15 protein-coding genes and 1 other RNA gene are annotated in these 17,454 nt (G+C 63.5%); 14 read left to right on the top strand and 2 right to left on the bottom strand.

Annotated elements, in window-relative coordinates; genetic code table 11:
* Positions 1-13: 13 nt before the first annotated feature.
* A complete protein-coding gene (locus M5B42_RS15885) occupies positions 14-385 on the bottom strand; it encodes a YraN family protein (protein ID WP_177099468.1) in 372 nt (123 codons plus the stop codon).
* Positions 385-2,196, bottom strand: coding sequence for a penicillin-binding protein activator (locus M5B42_RS15880; RefSeq protein ID WP_103494523.1), 1,812 nt, complete (start codon positions 2,194-2,196; stop codon positions 385-387). Before M5B42_RS15880 ends, M5B42_RS15885 begins: the two co-directional genes overlap by 1 nt.
* 236 nt (positions 2,197-2,432) lie before the next feature.
* On the opposite strand from M5B42_RS15880, the gene rsmI reads away from it, so the two are divergent.
* The 14 genes from rsmI (at position 2,433) to M5B42_RS15810 (ending at position 17,452) form a co-directional block, all read left to right on the top strand.
* The gene (gene rsmI / locus M5B42_RS15875) at positions 2,433-3,287 is read left to right on the top strand and encodes a 16S rRNA (cytidine(1402)-2'-O)-methyltransferase (protein ID WP_247263178.1); all 855 of its coding nucleotides are present in this window, start codon (positions 2,433-2,435) and stop codon (positions 3,285-3,287) included.
* Positions 3,288-3,419: 132 nt separating this feature from the next.
* An RNA gene (rnpB, locus tag M5B42_RS15870) (RNase P RNA component class A) lies at positions 3,420-3,773 on the top strand.
* Between the two features lie 310 nt (positions 3,774-4,083).
* Complete coding sequence (gene mraZ / locus M5B42_RS15865) at positions 4,084-4,539, top strand: division/cell wall cluster transcriptional repressor MraZ (protein WP_100941295.1); 456 nt, start codon at positions 4,084-4,086, stop codon at positions 4,537-4,539.
* Between the two features lie 2 nt (positions 4,540-4,541).
* Entirely contained in the window at positions 4,542-5,483 is a 942-nt protein-coding gene (gene rsmH, locus M5B42_RS15860) for a 16S rRNA (cytosine(1402)-N(4))-methyltransferase RsmH (protein WP_103494606.1), read from the top strand.
* Positions 5,480-5,773: a cell division protein FtsL gene (gene ftsL / locus M5B42_RS15855; RefSeq protein WP_100941296.1), complete on the top strand. Its 294-nt coding sequence runs from the start codon at positions 5,480-5,482 to the stop codon at positions 5,771-5,773. The genes rsmH and ftsL overlap by 4 nt, the downstream gene beginning before the upstream one ends.
* The gene (locus M5B42_RS15850) at positions 5,773-7,509 is read left to right on the top strand and encodes a penicillin-binding protein 2 (RefSeq protein ID WP_177099622.1); all 1,737 of its coding nucleotides are present in this window, start codon (positions 5,773-5,775) and stop codon (positions 7,507-7,509) included. The genes ftsL and M5B42_RS15850 overlap by 1 nt, the downstream gene beginning before the upstream one ends.
* A complete protein-coding gene (locus M5B42_RS15845; RefSeq protein ID WP_248746371.1) occupies positions 7,509-8,972 on the top strand; it encodes a UDP-N-acetylmuramoyl-L-alanyl-D-glutamate--2,6-diaminopimelate ligase in 1,464 nt (487 codons plus the stop codon). Before M5B42_RS15850 ends, M5B42_RS15845 begins: the two co-directional genes overlap by 1 nt.
* Positions 8,965-10,347 (top strand): UDP-N-acetylmuramoyl-tripeptide--D-alanyl-D-alanine ligase, encoded by a 1,383-nt coding sequence (gene murF / locus M5B42_RS15840; protein ID WP_248746370.1) that lies wholly within the window; start codon positions 8,965-8,967, stop codon positions 10,345-10,347. The genes M5B42_RS15845 and murF overlap by 8 nt, the downstream gene beginning before the upstream one ends.
* Positions 10,347-11,429 (top strand): phospho-N-acetylmuramoyl-pentapeptide-transferase, encoded by a 1,083-nt coding sequence (gene mraY / locus M5B42_RS15835; protein ID WP_103494527.1) that lies wholly within the window; start codon positions 10,347-10,349, stop codon positions 11,427-11,429. Before murF ends, mraY begins: the two co-directional genes overlap by 1 nt.
* Before the next feature lie 5 nt (positions 11,430-11,434).
* Complete coding sequence (gene murD / locus M5B42_RS15830) at positions 11,435-12,781, top strand: UDP-N-acetylmuramoyl-L-alanine--D-glutamate ligase (RefSeq protein WP_177099476.1); 1,347 nt, start codon at positions 11,435-11,437, stop codon at positions 12,779-12,781.
* A complete protein-coding gene (ftsW, locus tag M5B42_RS15825) occupies positions 12,778-13,992 on the top strand; it encodes a putative lipid II flippase FtsW (RefSeq protein ID WP_177099478.1) in 1,215 nt (404 codons plus the stop codon). Before murD ends, ftsW begins: the two co-directional genes overlap by 4 nt.
* A complete protein-coding gene (murG, locus tag M5B42_RS15820; RefSeq protein WP_103494530.1) occupies positions 13,982-15,052 on the top strand; it encodes an undecaprenyldiphospho-muramoylpentapeptide beta-N-acetylglucosaminyltransferase in 1,071 nt (356 codons plus the stop codon). The genes ftsW and murG overlap by 11 nt, the downstream gene beginning before the upstream one ends.
* The gene (gene murC / locus M5B42_RS15815; protein WP_248746369.1) at positions 15,045-16,499 is read left to right on the top strand and encodes a UDP-N-acetylmuramate--L-alanine ligase; all 1,455 of its coding nucleotides are present in this window, start codon (positions 15,045-15,047) and stop codon (positions 16,497-16,499) included. Before murG ends, murC begins: the two co-directional genes overlap by 8 nt.
* Complete coding sequence (locus tag M5B42_RS15810; protein WP_103494532.1) at positions 16,496-17,452, top strand: D-alanine--D-alanine ligase; 957 nt, start codon at positions 16,496-16,498, stop codon at positions 17,450-17,452. The genes murC and M5B42_RS15810 overlap by 4 nt, the downstream gene beginning before the upstream one ends.
* Positions 17,453-17,454 lie beyond the last annotated feature (2 nt).

Raw genomic sequence — 17,454 nt, 5'->3', positions numbered from 1 at the left:
TCGACAGCCTGGATCAGCTGTCGAAGGCATTCCGTAGCCAGTTCAACTGGGGTGTCGCCTCGACCGGGCCGTCTATGGCCACCACGTCGAAGCGGCAAGGGCAATGGGCCCAGCGTGACTCGCGTTGCAGGAAATACTGCGCGGCGAATATTACCTTCTTGCGCTTGCGGGCATCGATGCTGCCCAGTGCGCCACCCCATTGGGTGTTTTTCCTGTAACGAACTTCGACGAATACTACTGTATCGCCGTCGAGCATGACCAGATCAAGCTCGCCCCGTTTGCATGTCCAGTTCTGCGCCAGCAGGCGCAGCCCCTGTTGTTCAAGGTGCCGCAGCGCCAGGAGCTCGGCATCCTTGCCGTGTTCCAGGTGGGCGGCGGGTGCCATCAGTGCGGCGTATCCGGCAGGCGCTGGACCTGACCGCTGACGAACTGGGCCCAGGGCAGCTGGCGTTCGACCCGTTGTCCCGGATCCATGCTCAGGCTGCCGGAGAGACCTTCGATACGGCTGTCGGGCAGGGCCTTGAGTTGACCCAGGCGTGGCGCCAGGCGATAGGCGTCGACACCCATGGCATACAATCGACCGAGGGCGCCGTTGGCTTGTGGCCATTGCGCGGTGACCTGTTTGCGCAGCGGGTCGTTGGCGTCCAGCAGCCAAGGGGTTTCGCAGAAACGAACGCCGTTCATGTCGTTGTACTGGTTCTGGTCGCCGGTGGCGCTGAACACGTGGGAGGTCGCATACACCGGTACATCACCGGCGTACTGGAAGTTCAGGGTCGGTTTGATCTGCTGCGCCTGTTGCGGTGTCGCGGCGAGGAAGATGAACTCGATGTCCTGGCGACGCGACGGTTGGGCGGCGACCTGGCCGCCTACCGTGCTTTGCAGGCTCTTGGCGCGGCCTTCGCTCTGGCGCAGCTGGAACAGATCGGCGATCTGCTGGGCCAGGGCGACTGGTTGATCGACACGTTCGATACCGACCACGGTGCCGCCGTTGGCTTCCCAATCCTGGCGGAAGGCCTTGAGCACGCGATCACCCCATTCGCCTTTCGGCACCATGGCGGCGGCACGGTGCAGGCCGTCGGCGCGGGCGCGACGGGACACTTCGCGGGCTTCGTCTTCGGCGGCGAGGCCGAACTGGAACAACTGCGCCGGGTTCTGCGCGCTTTCGCTGTAGTTCAGCGCCAGGGTGGTGATCGGCAATTGCGCACGGGCGCTGAGCTGCTTGACCAGCGGCTTCTCCAGCGGACCGATCACCAACTGCACGCCGGAGGCCTGGGCCTTGCGATAGAAGTCGTCGAGGGAGGTGAGGCGCGAGCTGTCGTAGAACTCGATGACCGGCGGCTTCTGGCCGGCCTGCTGGGCCTGGTAGTGAGCGGCCATGAAGCCTTCACGCAGGGCCTTGCCGACCGAGGCCAGCGGGCCGTCCTGCGGCAGCAGCAGGGCGATCTTGCTCAGCGGCTGGCTGGCCAGTTCCTTGAGTTTCACCAGGGGCAGCGGCAATTGCACGGCGGCCGGGTGCTTGGGGTTCTGCGCGCGCCAGGTATCGATGGCCGCCTGTTGCTGTTCCAGGGTACCGGACGATTTCACCGCCAGCGCCAGGCTCAACCAGCCGCTGAGATCGTCGTTGCCGGTGGGTTGCAACTGGTCGGTCGGCAGGGCCGCGATCAGTGCCCAGATGGCTTCGTGATTGCTTTTCGCCGCATCGCCGCTGAGCAGCGGGGCGATGAAGATGCGCTCGCGAGCGGCGGCCAGGGTCTGGCCGTCGGCTTCAAGGGCGCGGGCGCGCACGGTCTGGGTGCGAATCTGCTGGTCCACCGGCAGCTCGCTGAGGCGCTCCAGGCTCGGGTGGCTCAAGGCGGTCAGCGCCGCCTTGGGCTGGTTGCGGGTCATCGCCAGTTCGGCCGCCAGGGTGCTGGCGTACACCTGTTGTGCCGGCTTGAGGGTATCCAGCGGTACCTGCGCAAGAATCTGCGAGGCGCGGCCGCTGTCTTTCTGGCGATAGGCCAGGTCGGCAGCGGTCAGGCGCAGCAGGGCGGCTTGTTCCGGCGTCTTGCTGGAAGCCGCCTGCTCGAGCAGTTGCTCGATGCTGGCATTCGGGGTCCGTGGGAGTTCGCCAAGGCTGGAAGAGGGCGAGCTGGCGCAAGCCGCCAGCAAGGCAGCGAGGCAGAGGGCAGAGAACAGCCGCAGGCAAGCGATCATGTAGTGTTCCTGATACTCGATCATATGAGCGTGGAATTGTACCCAAGCACTGGCCGGGGCGCGATGTTACTGGCGTGAAACGGTCAAATTAGGTCGTACAAAGCGTGTCACGGCGCTCGAATCGCTCGCCTTTTGGGCCCGCGCTCGCCGTTGTGAAGCATATCGGCAGGGCAGCTACGCGCTACAATGGCGTTTTCGTTCTTCTCGAGGTATGCGCTTTGACTGCTCCAGGTGCTTTGAATTCCGCTGTCGGCTCGCTTTATGTGGTGGCGACGCCCATTGGCAACCTGGATGACATCAGTGCGCGGGCCATGAAGGTGTTGCGCGACGTGTCGCTGATTGCCGCGGAAGACACCCGCCACTCCCTCAGATTGTTGCAGCACTTCGGAATTACGACACCGCTTGCGGCCTGTCACGAGCACAACGAACGTGACGAAGGCAGCCGTTTCATCGCCAAGTTGCTGGCGGGCGAGGACGTGGCCCTGATCTCCGATGCGGGCACGCCGTTGATCTCCGATCCCGGTTATCACCTGGTGCGTCAGGCGCGAGCGGCAGGTATCAGTGTAGTGCCGGTTCCCGGCGCCTGCGCCTTGATCGCCGCGCTCTCGGCGGCTGGGCTGCCGTCCGATCGGTTCATTTTCGAAGGTTTCCTGCCGGCCAAGGCGGTAGGGCGTCGGGCTCGCCTCGAGTTGCTCAAGGAAGAACCGCGCACGTTGATCTTCTATGAAGCGCCGCATCGGATCCTTGAATGCCTGCAGGACATGGAGACGGTCTTCGGCGCCGAGCGCCCGGCACTCCTGGCCCGTGAACTGACCAAGACCTTCGAAACCCTCAAGGGCTTGCCGCTGAGCGAGCTGCGCGGCTTTGTCGAAGCGGACGCCAATCAGCAGCGTGGCGAGTGCGTGGTGCTGGTCGCCGGCTGGACGGCAGCGGAAAACGACGACGCGGTCGGCAGCGAGGCGATGCGCGTCCTCGACCTGTTGCTCGAGGAAATGCCGCTCAAGCGCGCCGCGGCCCTGGCGGCGGAAATCACCGGGGTGCGCAAGAACCTGCTGTATCAGGTGGCGCTGGATCGGCAGAAAAATGCCTGACTGATTTTGCTGTGGGTTGGATCCGATCCGGTTGTGGGAACCGGCCTGGCGGTGTTTGCCGGGACAGCACCCTGTGGCGAAACGCCTTTAATGCTTGTCCTTCAGGGCATGTGCCGGTAACCTTCGCGGCGGAGAGTCGATTGGACAGTCGCTGCCCCCTATGAAAATTAGGGGGGGGAGGAAAGTCCGGGCTCCATAGGGCGGAGTGCCAGGTAATGCCTGGGAGGCGTGAGCCTACGGAAAGTGCCACAGAAAATAACCGCCTAAGCGCTTCGGCGCCGGTAAGGGTGAAAAGGTGCGGTAAGAGCGCACCGCACGGCTGGCAACAGTTCGTGGCTAGGTAAACCCCACTCGGAGCAAGACCAAATAGGGTTCCAAGGCGTGGCCCGCGCTGGAACCGGGTAGGTTGCTAAAGATGTCCAGTGATGGCCATCGTAGAGGAATGACTGTCCTCGACAGAACCCGGCTTACAGATCGACTCTCCACCTCTTTCCCTCCCTGCACGCAATCGCTGGCAGAAGCGCATTTGTAATACCGAAAAAATCTTACTCTTCACAAATCACTTTAACTTCCGCGCTCAAATTTCTCAGCGCGTTGAAGTTCGTCTCCGGAAACACTCTCCCGATTGTCGAATTACCTCCTTTTATGCTCCTAAATCTCCGATCTGTAAGGCTTTTCCTTAAGACCGCGCCTTGACGGTGTGGTGGGCGCATTCCTATAGTGTGCGCAAGTGGAGGAAAGTGGCATGAAGTGGGTTTTTTTGACGTAAAACGCTAATATTTGGAGAAACGCAGCTGTGTTTCGCGGAGCCAACGCTATCAGTCTCGATGCAAAGGGCCGTCTCGCTATGCCGAGCCGGTACCGTGACGAGCTCGTTTCGCGTAGTTCCGGCCAACTGATCGTGACCATTGATGCCGTGGACCCCTGTTTGTGTGTGTACCCGCTCGACGAGTGGGAACTGATTGAAACCAAGCTGCGTGCGTTGCCGTCGTTGCGGGAAGAGAACCGCCGGCTGCAGCGTTTGCTGATTGGTAATGCCGTCGACCTCGAGCTCGACGGCAGCGGCCGTTTCCTGGTGCCGCCGCGCCTGCGTGAGTACGCGAAGCTGGACAAGCACGCGATGCTGGTAGGCCAACTGAACAAGTTTCAACTGTGGGACGAGGACGCCTGGAACGCTGTATCGGCAGCGGACCTGGCGGCCATTCAACAACCGGGCGCGATGCCTGATGAACTGCGTGATCTGATCCTGTGACTATTGATAGCGGCTTTAACCACATCACCGTACTGCTTGACGAAGCCGTCGAGGCTCTCGCCGTACGCCCTGATGGCTGCTATCTGGATGGCACCTTCGGCCGTGGCGGGCATAGCCGGCTGATCCTCAGCAAGCTCGGGCCGGGTGGCCGACTCCTCGGATTCGACAAGGATCCTCAGGCGATTGCCACCGGGCAAGCGCTAGCGGCCGAAGACGGCCGCTTTGTCGTTGTGCAGCGCAGCTTTGCCGAGCTCGGTTCGGAAATCGTCGAGCGCGACATGGCCGGCAAGGTCAACGGCATCCTGCTGGACCTTGGCGTGTCTTCGCCGCAGCTTGACGACCCGGAGCGTGGCTTCAGTTTCATGAACGACGGTCCGCTGGATATGCGCATGGACCCGTCCCGTGGCATCAGTGCGGCTGAGTTCATCGCCACCGCACCGGCTGAAGAAATTGCCCGGGTGTTCAAGGAATACGGCGAAGAACGTTTCTCCGGCCGTATGGCCCGGGCCGTGGTCGAGCGTCGGGTGATCAAACCCTTCGAGCGCACCGCCGACCTGGCCGAAGTGCTGAAGGTGGCCAACCCGGCCTGGGAAAAGGGCAAGAACCCGGCGACCCGCGCGTTCCAGGGCCTGCGCATCCACGTCAACAACGAACTGGGCGACCTGGAAACCGGCCTCGAAGCGGCGCTCGACGCCCTGGAAGTCGGTGGCCGCCTGGTGGTCATCAGCTTCCACTCGCTGGAAGACCGTATCGTCAAACTGTTCATGCGCCGCCTGGTCAAGGGCGAAAGCGACAACCTGCCGCGTAACCTGCCGGTCCGCCACCAGGCTTTCGAGCCGCGGATCAAAGTGCATGGCAAGGCCCGGTTTGCCTCCGAAGCCGAGCTCAAGGCCAACCCACGTGCGCGCAGCGCCGTCATGCGCGTCGCGGAGAAGCTGCGGTGAGCAAGCTCTACGCCAAGCCACTTCCCGGCGGAAGCTTTTTCATGTTCCTGCTGTTTGTCGCCGTGCTGGTTTCCGCCATCGGCGTGGCCTACAGCGCGCACTGGAACCGTCAACTGCTCAACTCGCTGTACAACGAGCTGAGCGTGCGTGACAAGGCCCAGGCCGAATGGGGTCGCCTGATTCTCGAGCAGAGCACCTGGACCGCCCACAGCCGGATCGAAACCCTGGCCACCGAACAACTGAAGATGCGCATCCCCAGCCCATCCGAAGTCAGGATGGTGGCGCCATGATGAAACTCGAAGGCGCGCTCTATCCCTGGCGCTTCCGCGTGGTCCTCGGCGCACTGGCGATCATGGTCGGCTATATCAGCTGGAAGATCGTCGACCTGCAGGTGATCGACCGGGCGTTCCTGATCGGCCAGGGCGATGCGCGCAGCATGCGGCATATCCCGATTCCGGCGCACCGTGGCCTGATCACCGATCGCAATGGCGAGCCCCTGGCCGTCAGTACCCCGGTGACCACGCTGTGGGCCAACGCCAAGGAAATGCAACTGGCCAAGGATCGCTGGCCGGCGTTGGCGATGGCGCTCGGGCAGGACCCGAAGCTGCTGACCGAACGCCTGGAACAGCAGGCCAATAAAGAATTCATCTACCTGGTCCGTGGCCTGACCCCGGAGCAGGGCCAGTCCGTGCTCGACCTCAAGGTTCCCGGCGTCTACGGCATCGAGGAGTTCCGGCGGTTCTACCCGGCCGGTGAAGTGGCGGCCCATATGGTCGGCTTTACCGACATCGACGACCACGGTCGCGAAGGGGTGGAGCTGGCCTACGACGAGTGGCTGGCCGGGGTGCCCGGCAAGCGACAGGTGATCAAGGACCGGCGCGGCCGGCTGATCAAGGATGTCCAGGTGACCAAAAACGCCAAGGCCGGCAAGCCCTTGGCGTTGTCCATTGACCTGCGCCTGCAATACCTGGCCAACCGCGAGCTGCGCAACGCCCTGGTGGAAAACGGCGCCAAGGCCGGCAGCCTGGTGATCATGGACGTGAAGACCGGCGAGATCCTCGCCATGGTCAACCAGCCGACCTACAACCCCAACAACCGGCGCAACCTGCAACCGGCGATGATGCGCAACCGCGCGATGATCGACGTGTTCGAGCCGGGTTCGACCATGAAGCCGATCTCCATGAGCGCGGCCCTGGAAACCGGCCGCTGGAAGCCCAGCGATACGGTCGAGGTCTACCCCGGTACCCTGCAGTTGGGCAAGTACACCATTCGTGACGTGTCCAAGACCGAAGGCCCGGTACTCGACCTGACCGGCATCCTGATCAACTCCAGTAACGTCGGCATGAGCAAGGTCGCCTTCGATATCGGCGGCGAAGCGATTTTCCGCGTGATGCAGAAAGTCGGCCTGGGCCAGGACACCGGCCTCGGCTTCCCCGGCGAGCGGGTCGGCAACCTGCCGAACTACCGCGAGTGGCGCAAGGCCGAGACCGCGACCCTGTCCTACGGCTACGGCCTGTCGGTGACCGCGATCCAGCTGGTGCACGCCTTCTCGGCCCTGGCCAACAACGGCAAGATCGTGCCGCTGACCTTGATCAAGACCGACAAGGCTCCCGAGGGTACCCAGGTTATCCCGGAAAATGTCGCCAAGACCATGCAAGGTATGTTGCAACAAGTGATCGAGGCGCCGCGGGGTGTCTGGCGCGCGAAAGTGCCGGCCTATCACGTGGCCGGCAAGTCCGGTACGGCGCGCAAGACCTCGGTCGGCACCAAGGGTTATGAAGAAAACGCCTACCGCTCGCTGTTCGCCGGTTTCGGCCCGATGAGCGATCCGCGCTACGCCATCGTGGTGGTGATCGACGAACCGAGCAAGGCCGGTTACTTCGGTGGCCTGGTCTCGGCACCGGTCTTCAGCAAAGTCATGTCCGGCACCCTGCGCCTGATGAACGTCATCCCCGACGACTTGCCGACAACGCCCCAACAGCAGGCCGTTGTCGCGCCTGCCCCGGTAAAAGGAGGGCGTGGTTAATGTCCCTGAGCTTGAACAAGATTTTTGCCCACGCCGGTCGCGATCTGCTGATTCGCGAATTGGCCCTCGACAGCCGTAAAGTCCGCGCCGGCGACCTGTTCCTGGCGATACCGGGCGGCAAGGTCGACGGTCGCAACCATATTGCCGACGCCTTGCAGCGTGGCGCGGCGGCGGTGGCCTATGAAGTCGAAGGCGCCACCGTGCTGCCGATCACCGATGTGCCGCTGATCCCGGTCAAGGGCCTGGCGGCGCAACTGTCCGATATCGCCGGGCGTTTCTACGGTGATCCGAGTCGCCACCTGAACCTGGTGGGCGTCACCGGAACCAACGGCAAGACCAGTGTCAGCCAGTTGATTGCCCAGGCCCTCGATTTGCTGGGCCAGCATTGCGGCATTCTTGGCACCCTGGGTACGGGCTTTTACGGCGCGCTGCAGAGCGGCATGCTGACGACGCCGGACCCGATTGCCGTGCAGGCGAGCCTGGCCGACTTGAAGAAAGCCGGGGCCAAGGCCGTGGCCATGGAAGTGTCTTCCCACGGCTTGCATCAGGGCCGGGTGACCGCGCTGGCATTCGATGTGGCCGTGCTGACCAACCTGTCCCGCGATCACCTGGATTATCACGGCACCATGCAAGCCTATGGTGCGGCCAAGGCCAAGTTGTTCGGCTGGGCCGACCTGAGCTGCCGGGTCATCAATATCGACGATGAGTTCGGTCGCCAGTTGGCGGCGGAAAAGCATGAGTCGCGTTTGCTGACCTATAGCCAGGAAGATCCGAGCGCCTACCTCTATTGTCGCGATGCGCAATTCAGCGACGAAGGCGTGCGCGCCACGTTGGTGACGCCGCAAGGCGAGCATCACTTGCGCGGTGCGCTGCTCGGACGCTTCAACCTGAGCAATCTGCTGGCGGCGGTCGGTGCCTTGCTGGGCCTGGATTACCCGCTGGACGAGATCCTGCGCGTACTGCCGCAGCTCGAAGGTCCGGCCGGTCGTATGCAGCGCCTGGGCGGTGGTGCCCGGCCACTGGTGGTGGTCGACTACGCCCACACCCCGGATGCCCTGGAAAAAGTCCTGCTGGCCCTGCGCCCTCACGCCAAGGGTCAATTGCTCTGCCTGTTCGGCTGCGGTGGCGACCGTGATCGCGGCAAGCGCCCGCTGATGGCCGAAGTGGTCGAGCGTCTGGCCGATGTGGCGCTGGTCACCGATGACAACCCACGTACTGAAGACCCTTCGCGGATCTTCGACGATATCCGTGCCGGCTTCGTGGCCACGGACAAGGTCCGTTTTGTCGCCGGTCGCGGTCTGGCCATCGCCGAACTGATTGCCGGCGCCTCGGCCGACGATGTGATTGTCCTGGCCGGTAAAGGTCATGAGGACTATCAGGAAATCAACGGCCAGCGCCATGCCTTCTCCGACCTGGTCGAAGCCACCAAGGCCCTGGATGCCTGGGGGGTCGCCCATGCTTGAGGCGATGAAACTCAGCGAAGTGGCGAAGGCCTTGTCGGCACGCCTGTTGACGGCCGATGCCAGCTTCAATGGCGTGAGCATCGACAGCCGGGCGATTCAGCCGGGCCAGTTGTTTGTCGCGCTGACCGGACCGCGTTTCGACGGTCATGATTATCTCGACGATGTCGCCGCCAAAGGCGCCGTCGCGGCGCTGGTCGAGCGTGAAGTGGTCGGCAGCAAGCTGCCGCAGTTGCTGGTCGCCGACTGCCGTCTGGCCCTGGGTCAGCTGGGCGCGCTGAACCGCGCCGCCTTTACCCAGCCGGTGGCGGCCATTACCGGCTCCAGCGGCAAGACCACGGTCAAGGAGCTGCTCGCGAGCATCCTGCGCACCCGTGGCCTGGTCCTGGCCACTCGCGGCAACCTGAACAACGAACTGGGCGTGCCACTGACCCTGCTCGAGCTGGCCCCGGAACACAGTGCGGCGGTCATCGAGCTGGGGGCTTCGCGCCTAGGCGAAATTGCCTATACCGTCGCCATGACTAAGCCCCATGTGGCCATCTTGAACAATGCCGGAACCGCCCATGTCGGCGAGTTCGGTGGTCCCGAGAAAATCGTCGAGGCCAAGGGCGAGATCATTGAAGGGCTGCAAGCCGATGGCGTGGCCGTCCTCAACCTGGACGACAAGGCTTTCGCTATCTGGCAAGCCCGTGCCGCCGGTCGAAAAGTCCTGAGCTTTGCCCTGGAAAACACCGCCGCCGATTTCCATGGCGCACAGATTTCCCGTGATCCACGGGGCTGCCCGGGTTTCGATTTGCACAGTCCCCTGGGCAGTGCCCGGGTGCAACTGAACCTGCTGGGCACCCACAACGTGGCCAATGCCCTGGCCGCCGCCGCCGCCGCCCATGCCCTCGGCGTTTCCCTGCCGGGCATCGTTGCCGGGCTGGAAGCGGTACAACCGGTCAAGGGGCGCGCGGTGGCGCAATTAGCAATCAATGGCATTCGCGTCATTGACGACACCTACAACGCCAACCCTGCCTCAATCGCGGCCGCCGTTGATATACTCGCCGGCTTTTCCGGCCGCACCGTTCTGGTGCTCGGAGATATCGGCGAGTTGGGCGAGTGGGCGGAGCAAGGACATCGTGAAGTAGGCGCTTATGCCGCCGACAAGGTTTCAGCGCTGTATGCGGTGGGACCGATGATGGTTCATGCCGTCAACGCCTTTGGCCCGCACGCCCGTCATTTCGCCACCCAGGCCGATCTGATCGCGGCGCTGGGCGCCGAGCAAGACACGGACACCACCATTTTGATCAAGGGTTCGCGCAGCGCTGCGATGGAAAACATCGTGGCGGCTTTGTGTGGGCCCGCTTCTGACGAACACAAGGGAGAGAAGCATTAATGCTGCTGCTGCTAGCGGAGTACCTGCAACAGTTCTACAAAGGCTTTGCGGTCTTTCAGTACCTGACCCTGCGCGGGATTCTCGGGGTACTGACCGCGCTGTCTTTGTCGCTGTGCCTGGGTCCCTGGATGATCCGTACCTTGCAGAATCGCCAGATCGGCCAATCCGTACGCAATGACGGTCCGCAATCGCACCTGTCCAAGTCCGGTACGCCGACCATGGGCGGCGCCTTGATTCTCTCGGCCATCGGCGTCAGCACCTTGCTCTGGGCCGACCTGCACAACCGTTATGTCTGGGTGGTCCTGTTGGTCACCCTGCTGTTCGGCGCTGTCGGCTGGGTCGACGATTACCGCAAGGTGATCGAGAAGAACTCCCGTGGCCTGCCGAGCCGCTGGAAATATTTCTGGCAGTCGGTGTTCGGCCTCGGGGCGGCGATCTTCCTGTTCATGACCGCGCAGACCCCGGTGGAAACCACCCTGATCGTGCCGATGCTCAAGGATGTCAGTGTCCCGTTGGGTGTCGGTTTCGTGGTCCTGACCTACTTCGTCATCGTCGGTTCGAGCAACGCGGTCAACCTGACCGACGGCCTCGACGGCCTGGCGATCATGCCGACGGTGATGGTCGGTGGCGCGCTGGGGATCTTCTGCTACCTGTCGGGTAACGTGAAGTTCGCCGAATACCTGCTGATTCCCTATGTCCCGGGCGCGGGCGAGCTGATTGTGTTCTGCGGCGCGCTGATCGGTGCCGGCCTGGGTTTCCTCTGGTTCAACACCTACCCGGCCCAGGTTTTCATGGGCGACGTCGGCGCACTGGCGCTGGGCGCGGCCCTGGGCACCATTGCGGTGATCGTCCGCCAGGAAATCGTTCTGTTCATCATGGGCGGTGTGTTCGTGATGGAAACCCTGTCGGTGGTGATCCAGGTCGCTTCCTTCAAATTGACTGGCCGCCGTGTGTTCCGCATGGCGCCGATTCACCACCACTTTGAACTCAAGGGTTGGCCCGAACCACGGGTGATCGTCCGTTTCTGGATTATCACCGTGATCCTGGTGCTGGTCGGCCTTGCCACCCTGAAGCTGAGGTAGAACACGTGTCACTGATCGCTTCTGACCACTTCCGCATCGTTGTCGGCCTCGGCAAGAGCGGCATGTCCCTGGTTCGCTTCCTGGCGAACCGGGGCATTGCCTTTGCCGTGGCCGATACGCGGGAAAATCCACCGGAGCTGGCCACGCTGCGCCGTGACTATCCGCAGGTGGAAGTGCGTTGTGGCGAGCTGGACGTCGAATTCCTCTGCCGTGCCGACGAGCTCTACGTGAGCCCCGGCCTGGCCCTGGCGACTCCGGCCCTGCAAGCGGCGGCCGCCCGTGGCGTGAAATTGTCCGGCGATATTGAGCTGTTCGCGCGTCACGCGAAGGCGCCGATCGTCGCCATCAGCGGTTCCAATGCGAAAAGCACCGTCACCACCCTGGTCGGCGAAATGGCGGCCGCGGCCGGCAAGCGCGTCGCCGTCGGCGGCAACCTCGGCACCCCGGCGCTGGACTTGCTCAGCGACGACGTCGAGCTGTACGTGATGGAACTGTCGAGCTTCCAGCTGGAAACCACCGACCACCTCGGTGCCGAAGTGGCCACCGTGCTGAATGTCAGCGAAGACCATATGGACCGCTACAGTGGCCTGCCGGCCTATCACCTGGCCAAGCACCGGATCTTCCGTGGCGCCAGGCAGGTGGTGGTCAACCGTCAGGACGCCTTGTCCCGGCCGCTGATGAGCGAAGGCCTGCCGTGCTGGACCTTTGGCCTCGGCAAACCGGACTTCAAGGCTTTCGGCCTGCGCGAAGAAAATGGCGAGAAGTACCTGGCCTTCGAATTCCAGAACCTGATGCCAGTAAGCGAACTACGGATTCGCGGCGCCCACAACCAGGCCAATGCCCTGGCGGCCCTGGCCCTGGGCCATGCGGTCGGGCTGCCGTTCGACGCCATGCTCTCGAGCCTGCGGACCTTCGCCGGCCTCGAGCATCGCTGCCAGTGGGTCCGTGAGTTGAACGGCGTGAACTACTACAACGACTCCAAGGCCACCAACGTCGGTGCGGCCCTGGCCGCCATCGAAGGCCTGGGGGCCGATATTGCCGGCAAGCTGGTACTGATTGCCGGTGGCGATGGCAAAGGCGCGGACTTCAGCGGCCTGCGCGGCCCGGTTGCGAGCCACTGCCGTGCGGTGGTCCTGCTCGGCCGCGATGCTGAACTCCTGGCCCAGGCCCTGGGCGACGCCGTACCGCTGATTCGCGTGCAGAGCTTGAACGAGGCTGTGCAGCGCTGTGCCGAACTGGCCGAGCCGGGTGATGCGGTGCTGCTGTCGCCGGCCTGCGCCAGTTTCGACATGTTCAAGAACTACGAAGAACGCGGGCGCCTGTTCGCCCAGGCCGTGGAGGGGTTGGTATGAATTTCAACATTATCAAACCCTATCCGTCGCCGATTATCAGCGGACACGGCGTCGACGTCGATTTCCCGATGCTGGCCGGCGCCCTGGGGCTGCTGGGGCTGGGTCTGGTCATGATCACCTCGGCGTCCTCGGAAGTCGCCGCCGTGCAGTCGGGCAACGCGCTGTACCACATGATTCGCCATCTGATCTACATGGTCATCGGCCTGGGTGCCTGCATTGCCACCATGATGGTGCCGATCGCCACCTGGCAGCGCATGGGCTTCATGATGCTGGTGGGTGCTTTCGGCTTGCTGGTCATGGTGCTGCTACCGGGCATCGGCCGCGAGGTGAACGGTTCGATGCGCTGGATCGGCTTCAGCTTCTTTAACGTGCAGCCCTCGGAAATCGCCAAGGTCTTCGTAGTGATCTACCTCGCCGGTTACCTGGTGCGGCGACAGAAGGAAGTCCGCGAAAGCTGGATGGGCTTCTTCAAGCCCTTCATCGTCTTGCTGCCAATGGCCGGCCTGCTGCTGATGGAACCGGACTTCGGTGCCACCGTGGTGATGATGGGCGCGGCGGCGGCGATGCTGTTCCTCGGCGGGGTCGGGCTGTTGCGCTTCGGCTTGATGGTCATGCTCGCGGTGGTGGCGGTGGTGGTGCTGATCAAGGCGCAACCCTACCGGATGGCGCGTTTGACCACCTTTACCGACCCCTGGGCCGACCAGTTCGGTTCCGGCTACCAACTGACCCAGGCACTGATCGCCTTCGGTCGTGGCGAATGGCTGGGCGTGGGCCTGGGCAACAGCGTGCAGAAACAGTTCTACCTGCCTGAAGCGCACACCGACTTCGTGTTCTCCGTACTGGCTGAAGAGCTGGGTGCGGTGGGTTCGCTGCTCACGGTCGCGCTGTTTGTTTTCGTCAGTGTGCGGGCCATGTACATCGGCCTGTGGGCGGAAAAGGCCAAGCAGTTCTTTGCCGCCTATATGGCCTACGGCCTGGCCTTTCTGTGGATCGGTCAATTCCTGATCAATATCGGCGTGAACGTCGGCCTGCTGCCGACCAAGGGCCTGACCCTGCCGTTCCTCAGTTACGGCGGTAGTTCGTTGGTGATTTGCTGTGCCCAGCTCGGCTTGTTGCTGCGTATCGAGTGGGAGAGTCGAACCCATCTGGGCAGTGAAGAGATGGAGTTCGATGAAAGTGACTTCGCCGAGGAGTCACCCCATGGCCGATAAAGTGCTGATCATGGCCGGTGGCACCGGCGGACACGTGTTCCCGGCGCTGGCCTGCGCGCGGGAGTTCCAGGCGCGCGGCTACGAGGTGCACTGGTTGGGCACGCCGCGGGGTATCGAGAACGAACTGGTGCCCGGCGCCGGGTTGCCGCTGCACCTGATCCAGGTCACCGGCCTGCGGGGCAAGGGCAAGCTGTCGCTGCTCAAGGCGCCGTTCGTCCTGCTCAAGGCGGTGTGGCAGGCACGCAAGGTCATGGGTGAACTGAAGCCGGTCTGTGTGCTGGGCTTTGGCGGTTATGTGACCGGCCCCGGCGGTGTTGCCGCGCGGATGGCCGGTATTCCGGTGATCGTTCATGAACAGAACGCCGTGGCGGGTACCGCCAATCGGCTGCTGGTGCCCTTGGCGACCCGGGTCTGCGAAGCTTTCCCGAATACCTTCGGCGCTTCGGACAAACGTCGGACCACCGGTAACCCGGTGCGCACCGAACTGTTCCTGGAAACCCCGCGCCAGGACCTCGCCGGACGCCGCGCGCGCCTGCTGATCCTGGGCGGCAGCCTGGGTGCCGAGCCGTTGAACAAGCTGTTGCCCGAAGCCCTGGCGCAAGTGCCGGCCGAATACCGTCCGGAAGTGTTTCACCAGGCCGGGCGCAATCACGACGAAATCACCGCCGAACGCTACCAGGCGGTCGGCGTCGAGGCGCAAGTGGCGCCGTTTATCAAAGACATGGCCCAAGCCTATGGCTGGGCCGACCTGGTGGTCTGCCGTGCCGGCGCCTTGACCGTCAGTGAACTGGCCGCCGCCGGTCTGCCCTCGTTGCTGGTGCCCTTGCCCCATGCGATCGACGATCACCAGACCCGCAATGCCGAATATCTGGCCGGGGAGGGCGCTGCCTTCCTGCTGCCGCAAAGAACGACTGGCGCCGCCGACCTGGCGGCTCGCCTGACAGAGGTTTTGATGCAACCGGAACGACTGAACAGCATGGCGCGCACTGCCCGCCGCCTGGCCAAGCCAGATGCCACCCGCACCGTGGTCGAGATCTGCCTGGAGGTGGCCCATGGTTGAGAATCAGAAAGCCATGCCGCAACCGGAAATGCGCCGTATCCGTCGTATCCACTTCGTCGGGATCGGCGGCGTGGGCATGTGCGGGATTGCCGAAGTGTTGTTGAACCTGGGCTATGAAGTGTCCGGTTCCGACCTGAAGACCTCGCCGGTGACCGAGCGCCTGGAATCCTTCGGCGCCCACATCTTTATCGGCCACCGCGCCGAGAACGCCGCCGACGCCGATGTGCTGGTGGTGTCGAGTGCCGTGAACAAGTCCAACCCGGAAGTCGCCACCGCCCTGGAGCGACGCATTCCGGTGGTGCCGCGTGCCGAGATGCTGGCCGAGCTGATGCGCTATCGCCACGGTATCGCCGTCGCCGGTACCCACGGCAAGACCACCACCACCAGCCTGATCGCCTCGGTGTTCGCCGCCGGTGGCCTCGATCCGACCTTTGTCATCGGTGGCCGGCTGAATGCCGCGGGTACCAATGCCCAGCTCGGCACCAGTCGCTACCTGATCGCCGAAGCCGATGAAAGCGACGCCAGCTTCCTGCATCTGCAACCGCTGGTCGCCGTGGTCACCAACATCGACGCCGATCATATGGACACCTATGAAGGCGACTTCAACAAGCTGAAGAAGACCTTCGTCGAGTTCCTCCATAACCTGCCGTTCTACGGTCTGGCCGTGGTCTGCCTGGACGATCCGGTGGTGCGCGAGATCCTTCCGCAGATCGCCCGTCCGACCGTGACCTACGGTGTCCACGAAGACGCTGACGTGCGTGCGATCAATATTCGCCAGGCCGGCATGCAGACCCACTTCACCGTGCTGCGCCGCGACCGCGAGCCGCTGAACGTGTCGGTGAACATGCCGGGCAACCACAACGTGCTCAACTCCCTGGCTACCATCGCCATCGCCAGCGACGAGGGCATCAGCGATGAAGCCATCGTCCAGGGGCTGTCGGGCTTCCAGGGCGTCGGTCGACGCTTCCAAGTCTACGGCGAACTGCCGGTGGACGGCGGCAGCGTGATGCTGGTGGACGACTACGGTCACCACCCGACCGAAGTCGCGGCGGTGATCAAGGCTGTCCGCGGTGGCTGGCCGGAGCGCCGCCTGGTGATGGTCTACCAGCCGCACCGCTACACCCGCACCCGCGACCTGTACGACGATTTCGTCCAGGTGCTGGCCGACGCCAATGTCCTGCTGTTGATGGAAGTCTATCCGGCCGGGGAGGAAGCGATTCCGGGCGCGGACAGCCGCCAGCTGTGCCGCAGCATTCGCCAGCGCGGCCAGCTCGACCCGATCTATATCGAGCGTGGCGTCGAACTGGCACCGCTGGTCAAGCCGTTGCTGCTGCCCGGTGACATCCTGCTTTGCCAGGGTGCCGGCGATATCGGTGGCCTTGCCCCGCAATTGCTCAAGAGCCCGCTGTTCGCCGTTGCCGTAGCCAGCCAGGAGAAGTCGAAATGACCGCTGCCTACGCCAACCTGTTCTCGACCGTCGAGCCGAAAGCCTTCGGCCGCGTCGCCGTCTTGTTCGGCGGCAAGAGCGCCGAGCGCGAGGTCTCGCTGAAGTCCGGCAACGCGGTGCTTGAGGCGCTGCAAAGCGCCGGTGTCGACGCCTTCGGTATTGATGTGGGCGACGATTTCCTGCAACGCCTGCTCAATGAAAAGATCGACCGCGCCTTTATCATTCTGCACGGTCGCGGCGGTGAAGACGGCAGCATGCAAGGCCTGCTCGAATGCCTGGGGATTCCCTACACCGGCAGCGGCATCCTCGCCTCGGCGCTGGCCATGGACAAGCTGCGGACCAAGCAGGTCTGGCACAGCCTGGGGATTCCGACACCGCGTCACGCCGTGTTGAGTTCCGCGGCCGACTGTATTTCAGCCGGCGCGGAACTGGGGTTCCCTTTGATCGTCAAACCTGCTCATGAAGGCTCCAGTATTGGGATGGCCAAAGTGACCTGCGCCGACGATCTGATCGCCGCCTGGAAAGCCGCCGCCGCCTACGATTCGCAAGTATTGGTTGAACAGTGGATTCAAGGTCCGGAGTTCACCATCGCCACCCTGCGCGACCAGATCCTGCCGCCGATTGCCCTCGGCACCCCGCATTCGTTCTACGACTACGACGCCAAGTACCTGGCTTCCGATACCCAGTATCGGATTCCCTGCGGCCTCGATAGCACCAAGGAAAAGGAACTGATGGACCTCACGGCCAAGGCCTGCGAGGCGCTCGGTATCGCCGGTTGGGGCCGGGCCGACGTGATGCAGGACGCCGACGGGCAGTTCTGGTTCCTGGAAGTCAACACCGCGCCGGGCATGACCGACCACAGTCTGGTCCCCATGGCCGCGCGGGCCGCCGGCCTGGATTTCCAGCAGTTGGTGCTGGCGATCCTGGCGGCAAGCATCGAGGTACGAGGTTAAGA

Origin of the sequence: Pseudomonas sp. MWU12-2037, from assembly GCF_023242345.1 — a bacterium.
Taxonomy (GTDB): domain Bacteria; phylum Pseudomonadota; class Gammaproteobacteria; order Pseudomonadales; family Pseudomonadaceae; genus Aquipseudomonas; species Aquipseudomonas gingeri_D.
The sequence above is the reverse complement of the archived record's forward strand: the minus strand, read 5'-3'. Positions and strand labels throughout refer to the sequence as shown.

What these genes read in the sequence shown, in the direction of transcription:
- M5B42_RS15885 (WP_177099468.1), bottom strand. Translation starts at nt 385, where the DNA reads ATGGCACCCGCCGCCCACCTGGAACACGGCAAGGATGCCGAGCTCCTG.
- M5B42_RS15880 (WP_103494523.1), bottom strand. Translation starts at nt 2,196, where the DNA reads ATGATCGCTTGCCTGCGGCTGTTCTCTGCCCTCTGCCTCGCTGCCTTG.
- M5B42_RS15850 (WP_177099622.1), top strand. Translation starts at nt 5,773, where the DNA reads ATGAAACTCGAAGGCGCGCTCTATCCCTGGCGCTTCCGCGTGGTCCTC.
- M5B42_RS15845 (WP_248746371.1), top strand. Translation starts at nt 7,509, where the DNA reads ATGTCCCTGAGCTTGAACAAGATTTTTGCCCACGCCGGTCGCGATCTG.
- murF (WP_248746370.1), top strand. Translation starts at nt 8,965, where the DNA reads ATGCTTGAGGCGATGAAACTCAGCGAAGTGGCGAAGGCCTTGTCGGCA.
- mraY (WP_103494527.1), top strand. Translation starts at nt 10,347, where the DNA reads ATGCTGCTGCTGCTAGCGGAGTACCTGCAACAGTTCTACAAAGGCTTT.
- ftsW (WP_177099478.1), top strand. Translation starts at nt 12,778, where the DNA reads ATGAATTTCAACATTATCAAACCCTATCCGTCGCCGATTATCAGCGGA.
- murG (WP_103494530.1), top strand. Translation starts at nt 13,982, where the DNA reads ATGGCCGATAAAGTGCTGATCATGGCCGGTGGCACCGGCGGACACGTG.
- murC (WP_248746369.1), top strand. Translation starts at nt 15,045, where the DNA reads ATGGTTGAGAATCAGAAAGCCATGCCGCAACCGGAAATGCGCCGTATC.
- M5B42_RS15810 (WP_103494532.1), top strand. Translation starts at nt 16,496, where the DNA reads ATGACCGCTGCCTACGCCAACCTGTTCTCGACCGTCGAGCCGAAAGCC.